Genomic DNA, 7052 nt, shown 5'->3' with positions numbered 1-7052 from the left:
CTGATGGAAATGGAAGCCACGCAAGCACCTTAAAATCACCATCATACACTAAATCAGTAAGTTGGCAGCATTACCCATTTTCAGAATATCATTAATCTGTAATATATCTTTAACAATCTCAGGTTAAAAACTTTCCTGTTTTCAACGGGGCTCTCCCGCTGAATATTCGCGCGTTAATTAAAATCAGGAATGAAAATGAAAAAGAGCACTCTGGCATTAGTGGTGATGGGCATTGTGGCATCTGCATCTGTACAGGCTGCAGAAATATATAATAAAGACGGTAATAAACTGGATGTCTATGGCAAAGTTAAAGCCATGCATTATATGAGTGATAACGCCAGTAAAGATGGCGACCAGAGTTATATCCGTTTTGGTTTTAAAGGTGAAACTCAAATTAACGATCAACTGACTGGTTATGGTCGGTGGGAAGCGGAGTTTGCCGGAAATAAAGCGGAGAGTGATACTGCACAGCAAAAAACGCGTCTCGCTTTTGCCGGGTTGAAATATAAAGATTTGGGTTCTTTCGATTATGGTCGTAACCTGGGCGCGTTGTATGACGTGGAAGCCTGGACCGATATGTTCCCGGAATTTGGTGGCGATTCCTCGGCGCAGACCGACAACTTTATGACCAAACGCGCCAGCGGTCTGGCGACGTATCGGAACACCGACTTCTTCGGCGTTATCGATGGCCTGAACTTAACCCTGCAATATCAAGGGAAAAACGAAAACCGCGACGTTAAAAAGCAAAACGGCGATGGCTTCGGCACGTCATTGACATATGACTTTGGCGGCAGCGATTTCGCCATTAGTGGGGCCTATACCAACTCAGATCGCACCAACGAGCAGAACCTGCAAAGCCGTGGCACAGGCAAGCGTGCAGAAGCATGGGCAACAGGTCTGAAATACGATGCCAATAATATTTATCTGGCAACTTTCTATTCTGAAACACGCAAAATGACGCCAATAACTGGCGGCTTTGCCAATAAGACACAGAACTTTGAAGCGGTCGCTCAATACCAGTTTGACTTTGGTCTGCGTCCATCGCTGGGTTATGTCTTATCGAAAGGGAAAGATATTGAGGGCATCGGTGATGAAGATCTGGTCAATTATATCGACGTCGGTGCTACGTATTATTTCAACAAAAATATGTCAGCGTTTGTTGATTATAAAATCAACCAACTGGATAGCGATAATAAGCTGAATATTAATAATGATGATACTGTCGCGGTTGGGATGACGTATCAGTTTTAATGAATATTGCCGGATGTGATGCATCCGGCACATTTCACTCACGCCGTTAACTTCACCGGTTCATCACGAAAATCATTCGCCGGTTCCAGCTTCAGATTCAGCGTCGTCAGCAGTTCACGCAGCTTCTCGTGAAACTCACGCAGGGTGTGCTCCAGTCGTTCAACCACTTCAGTATCTTTTACCGGAACACTCTTCCAGTCGCCTGCTTTATCGAACAGACCAAACTGGTAGCTGTAGGTAAAACGGGATTCCTGCGCTTCCAGCTCCATCCACCAGCCCCAGAATTCACGCACTTCCGGTGCCGGTTTCACGTTGACGCATACAGCCAGACAATCGAAAAAGAATCGATTATCTTCGCACTTACCTTCACGAATATACGGGCCTAGTGCGGTAAATTTTTTGATCAATCTGCTCTTCGGGTGTCCACTCGGTAACGTCATTGCTATCTCCTGTTGTGATGCAACTGTTTTACCAAATTGGCAAAATTTAGCAAATTTTTAACACAAGCGTTTTTCGATCCAGCCGGTGATTTCCTGAAGACCTTTGTCAAAATTCCGATACACCGGGTTAAATGGGATCTCTAATAATTTACCGTCAGCAGATGATGAGGTGATTAAGCGTGAGTCCTCTTCCGGGCTGAACGGATCGTTCTTCCAGTAGCCTGATAACATTGGCGTTGGGCAGCGACGCCCCAGCAATCCTTGCACTTTTAATGAATAGCGATTCAGCTCCACGCGTAACGCTTCGTCGGAAGCATCATGCATCCCCAAACGACTCGCCAGAACGTCAAGATACATTTCCGGCACCTGTTGCTGGCACTTAAAATCACTCAACAGGGTATGAACTACCGGACCAAGACAGGCAACCGCTTTCAGACGCGGCGATTCAAGGTATGCCAGACGCACGGCAACGTTAGCGCCGAAACGGAAACCAAAGGCCGCGACGCGAGTGTGATCCACCCACGGTACGTTAGGCAGCGCCTTTAAGACGTGCTGATGCAACAGGCTGGAGTCCTGGGTGAGCTTCCATTTTGAAGAAAAGCCCACCGACGGCATATCAATAGTCAGCATCGCAATGCCGCGCGGCGCAAAATAACGTTCATACAGGCTGTAATAGTCCGTCTGCATCGCATCCAGACCACCACACATTAATACTGTCGGGAACGGGCCATCGCCTTTCGGCATATGCAAAAAGCCGGTGATGGGCGCACCGCCGGGTACGGTAAACTCCATCTGCCGCATCGTGCCCGGCAGACGCTGGGCGGCCTCTTCATAGGCGCGGTTTGATAAAGCCTGCGCTTGCTCGGCCAGGTCATCTCCTTTCAGATGAGGATAGGCGGCAATGTTGTACAACGTAGCCGCATGCAGCCAGTGTCGACCACTGAGTTGCGGATCTTCTTCCGTACAGGCTTTTTGTTGCCACACCATCGCCTGGGTGGCCCACTCATAAATCCAGTTGCCACCACGGTAGCCAATCACGGTATCGTATAAATCATCGTCGGTACGTTCAGCATCGCTCATCACAATACGTGCCTGGACGTCGAGGATTTCACGTGGGTCAATACCGCGCCAGATCCACATCAGACGGTTAATCATGCGATACCAGTGAGGGATGGTTTTACCATCAAGAGCCGACTGCACAGGCGGTTGTGCGCCGTGATTAAAGCGGCGGACTAGCGTCGAGGTTTCAGGATGTTTAAAGCGGGGTTTGAACAGGGTTTCGCTCAGGTTTGCCTGTGTCATGGATGCAGCCTCCAGAATACTTACTGGAAACTATTGTAACCTGCCTGAAGTTAAAAAGAACAACGCCCGGCAATGCCAGGCGTTGAAAAGATTAGCGACCGGAGATTGGCGGGACGAATACGACGCCCATATCCCACGGCTGTTCGATCCAGGTATCTTGCGGGATATCAACAACATAGTCATCAACCAGCGGACGACCAGCCGGTTTTGCGAAGATGGTGACAAAGTGCGCTTTTGGATACATTTCACGAATCGCAACAGCAGTACCACCGGTATCCACCAGGTCATCAATAACGATGAAGCCTTCGCCATCGCCTTCTGCGCGTTTCAGCACTTTAAGCTCGCGCTGGTTGTCGTGATCGTAGCTGGAAATACAAACGGTATCGACATGACGAATACCCAGTTCACGCGCCAGTAACGCCCCCGGTACCAGACCGCCACGGCTTACGGCAATAATGCCTTTCCATTGTTCAGAAGGCATCAGTCGGCTTGCGAGTTTACGTGCATGGATCTGCAACATGTCCCAGGTGACGATGTATTTTTCGCTCATGTGAAGTGTCCCAGCCTGTTTATCTACGGCTTAAAAAGTGTTCGAGGGGAAAATAGGTTGCGCGAGATTATAGAGATCTGGCGCACTAAAAACCAGTATTTCACATGAGTCCGCGTCTTTTTACGCACTGCCTCTCCCTGACGCGGGATAAAGTGGTATTCTCAATACATATCTCGCAAGCCTGTCTTGTGTTGACAACATTTTCTGCTAACCCTGTGACCTGCAATACTGTTTTGCGGGTGATCGACAAGGAGACTTAACGTGTCTGAACTGTCTCAATTATCTCCACAGCCGCTGTGGGATATTTTTGCCAAAATCTGTTCTATTCCTCACCCGTCCTATCATGAAGAGCAACTCGCTGAATACATTGTTGGTTGGGCAAAAGAGAAAGGTTTCCATGTCGAACGCGATCAGGTAGGTAATATCCTGATTCGTCAACCTGCTACCGCAGGTATGGAAAATCGTAAACCGGTCGTCTTACAGGCCCACCTCGATATGGTGCCGCAGAAAAATAACGACACCGTGCATGACTTCACGAAAGATCCTATCCAGCCTTATATTGATGGCGAATGGGTTAAAGCGCGCGGCACCACGCTGGGTGCGGATAACGGCATTGGTATGGCCTCTGCACTGGCGGTTCTGGCTGACGAAAACGTGGTTCACGGCCCGCTGGAAGTGCTGCTGACCATGACCGAAGAAGCCGGTATGGACGGTGCGTTCGGCTTACAGAGCAACTGGTTGCAGGCTGATATTCTGATTAACACCGACTCCGAAGAAGAAGGTGAAATCTACATGGGTTGTGCGGGGGGTATCGACTTCACCTCCAACCTGCATTTAGATCGTGAAGCGGTTCCAGCTGGTTTTGAAACCTTCAAGTTAACCTTAAAAGGTCTGAAAGGCGGTCACTCCGGCGGTGAAATCCACGTTGGCCTGGGTAATGCCAACAAACTGCTGGTGCGCTTCCTGGCGGGTCATGCAGAAGAACTGGACCTGCGCCTTATCGATTTCAACGGCGGCACACTGCGTAACGCCATCCCGCGTGAAGCCTTTGCGACCATTGCTGTCGCAGCTGATAAAGTCGACGCACTGAAATCTCTGGTGAATACCTATCAGGAGATCCTGAAAAACGAGCTGGCAGAGAAAGAGAAAAATCTGGCCTTGTTGCTGGACTCTGTAGCGAACGATAAAGCTGCCCTGATTGCGAAATCTCGCGATACCTTTATTCGTCTGCTGAACGCCACCCCGAACGGTGTGATCCGCAATTCCGACGTGGCAAAAGGTGTGGTCGAAACCTCCCTGAACGTCGGTGTGGTGACCATGACTGACAATAACGTAGAAATTCACTGCCTGATCCGTTCACTAATCGACAGCGGTAAAGACTACGTGGTGAGCATGCTGGATTCGCTGGGTAAACTGGCTGGCGCGAAAACCGAAGCGAAAGGCGCATATCCTGGCTGGCAGCCGGACGCTAATTCTCCGGTGATGCATCTGGTACGTGAAACCTATCAGCGCCTGTTCAACAAGACGCCGAACATCCAGATTATCCACGCGGGCCTGGAATGTGGTCTGTTCAAAAAACCGTATCCGGAAATGGACATGGTTTCTATCGGGCCAACTATCACCGGTCCACACTCTCCGGATGAGCAAGTTCACATCGAAAGCGTAGGTCATTACTGGACACTGCTGACTGAACTGCTGAAAGAAATTCCGGCGAAGTAATTATTTGATTTGCTGCCGGATGGCGTTTAATCGCCTTCCGGCAGTTTCATCCTTCATTATCCTTCGATAAAAGCCATCCCTGTAAACGTTCGTCGCGGGTTGCCACGTTCAATCTGGTGATGGAACATTCGCCGCTGTGATTTCAGCACCGCGCTATTTTCCTATTGCTGCTGATCCAGCTTCCAGGCAATCAGCAATCGCGCCAGCCGTTTGTTAGCATGCTGGCTGCGCTCTGACTGAACCTTCACGCTAATACCGGATGCCAAATGCGTGGCGCGTACCGCCGAGTCGGTTTTATTGACATGTTGACCGCCCGGCCCCGACGAACGCAGCGTCTCATACCGGATCGCATCGGATTGCTCCTGCTCATCAGCGGTAAAACGCCCAATGCCCAGAAACCAGTTTTTACGCCCGTGATGTGGGCGATACGGGCTCGGGCAAATCCACTGAATAGTGCCACACCAGCTTTCGCTTAACGCCCATGCGTTGTCGCCATCCAGAGAAATCAGCGCCGAACGCAGCGTGTCAGAGTAGCGGCCTGTTTCTGTTTCCAGCACCGTTACCGCGACGTCTTGTCGGGCAGCTTCTTTAATTAGCCTGTCCAGCGCCTTTTTCACTGCGAGACAACATTCTTCCGGCCCCTGCGCTGAGGAGAGTTATAGCAAGATCATCCTTTTTTCCCTCCACTGTTTTTGAGCGTTAGCACCGGACGCAGCCGCGCGACAGGAATAATTAATCCGGCCTGCCCTGACATTGCACCACACTTTCAGCCGATTTATAGGCTTGTGGCGCTTCTTCGAAGATGAGTTGTTTATCGCGACAAATTACCCGACTGCCAAGTTCAGTACGCGAGAGTTGCGTCGCTGTGTATTTCGCTGCCAGACGCCCTTTACACTCGGTGCGCCCCCATTTACGCCCAGCCCCATGCGCCAGCGAATGCAATGTTTCCTCACTCCTGACGGGCTGAACCAGCCTGGAGTAATCACCGCGTGAACCGGGAATAACCACCAGACCACAGTCATCAGGCGTGGCACCTTTACGATGTAAGACCCCTTGTTGATCACCGATTCGACACGCGCTAACAAAGTTATGCGCCACATCCAGAACCGGACTTCCGGTGGCCTTAACCTGTTGCATTATGCGCAAAGCGATCAGGTGGCGATTAAAACGCGCAAACGCCAGCGCGTCGTCACTGCCTTCAGGCAAACCATGATGCGAAAACGAGGCAATATGCCGCTGTAAAATAGACTGCCCTAGCCCCCTCGAGCCGCTATGAACCAGCAGTTGCAGATGCTGCGCATCCAGACCTGCCAGTGCAAACAGTTCAGCGTTGATGATTTGATCAACTTGTTGCAGTTCAGCGAAATGATTGCCACCACCGATAGAGCCAAGCGAGCTGCGCCACGGATGCTGTGCAAATGCTGACGGCAGGTTTTCCTCCAGCCAGCTTTCTTCAGCAACGTCATCCAAAGCTGATAATCGCTTTTCAAACTTATCGGCGTTGTATTTGCGAGCGAGAATATCTGTTTGCCATAGCGCCATGCCACAGCCGATATCATTGCCGACCAGTGCTGGGTAAAAACGGCCTGCGGAGAAGAACGCTGCGCCAATCGGGTAGCCGCGTCCGGGGTGTAAATCTGGCATCCCCACTACGCGCTGCATGTTGGGTAAATTTGCCGTGGTGTGTAATTGTTGGATCGCTAAACTCTCGATCCACAGGTCATCAGATGCGATGGTAAATACCGCATCGGATAAGGGACGAATATAATTGCCCATATACCATTCCGTAA

Annotated in this window: 6 protein-coding genes and 1 pseudogene; 2 read left to right on the top strand and 5 right to left on the bottom strand. The window is 50.4% G+C overall.

The features are described 5' to 3' along the window. The first annotated feature begins 195 nt into the window (after positions 1-195). Positions 196-1251, top strand: a complete 1056-nt coding sequence (gene phoE, locus ABZJ92_RS12565; RefSeq protein WP_000749864.1) for a phosphoporin PhoE — start codon at positions 196-198, stop codon at positions 1249-1251. Positions 1252-1289: 38 nt separating this feature from the next. Here phoE and crl read toward each other — a convergent pair whose 3' ends face one another. From crl to gpt, 3 genes are all read right to left on the bottom strand, one after another. After that, the gene (gene crl / locus ABZJ92_RS12560) at positions 1290-1691 is read right to left on the bottom strand and encodes a sigma factor-binding protein Crl (RefSeq protein WP_000174678.1); all 402 of its coding nucleotides are present in this window, start codon (positions 1689-1691) and stop codon (positions 1290-1292) included. Between the two features lie 57 nt (positions 1692-1748). Beyond that, positions 1749-2993 (bottom strand): esterase FrsA, encoded by a 1245-nt coding sequence (gene frsA, locus ABZJ92_RS12555; RefSeq protein ID WP_000189558.1) that lies wholly within the window; start codon positions 2991-2993, stop codon positions 1749-1751. A 91-nt stretch (positions 2994-3084) separates the two neighbouring features. After that, a complete protein-coding gene (gene gpt, locus ABZJ92_RS12550; RefSeq protein WP_001291990.1) occupies positions 3085-3543 on the bottom strand; it encodes a xanthine phosphoribosyltransferase in 459 nt (152 codons plus the stop codon). Between the two features lie 261 nt (positions 3544-3804). Between gpt and pepD the strand changes: the two genes are divergently transcribed. Next, entirely contained in the window at positions 3805-5262 is a 1458-nt protein-coding gene (gene pepD, locus ABZJ92_RS12545) for a cytosol nonspecific dipeptidase (RefSeq protein WP_001293030.1), read from the top strand. Between the two features lie 56 nt (positions 5263-5318). On the opposite strand, the pseudogene prfH reads toward pepD, so the two are convergent. Both prfH and ABZJ92_RS12535 read right to left on the bottom strand, forming a co-directional pair. Continuing rightward, positions 5319-5918: pseudogene (gene prfH, locus ABZJ92_RS12540) on the bottom strand (peptide chain release factor H); the annotation flags it as partial. Positions 5919-5994: 76 nt separating this feature from the next. Beyond that, a complete protein-coding gene (locus ABZJ92_RS12535) occupies positions 5995-7038 on the bottom strand; it encodes an RNA ligase RtcB family protein (protein ID WP_005053205.1) in 1044 nt (347 codons plus the stop codon). Positions 7039-7052 lie beyond the last annotated feature (14 nt).

The sequence above is a fragment of the Shigella sp. FJ200513 genome (genome assembly GCF_040495915.1).
Classification (GTDB): domain Bacteria; phylum Pseudomonadota; class Gammaproteobacteria; order Enterobacterales; family Enterobacteriaceae; genus ECMA0423.
The sequence above is the reverse complement of the archived record's forward strand: the minus strand, read 5'-3'. Positions and strand labels throughout refer to the sequence as shown.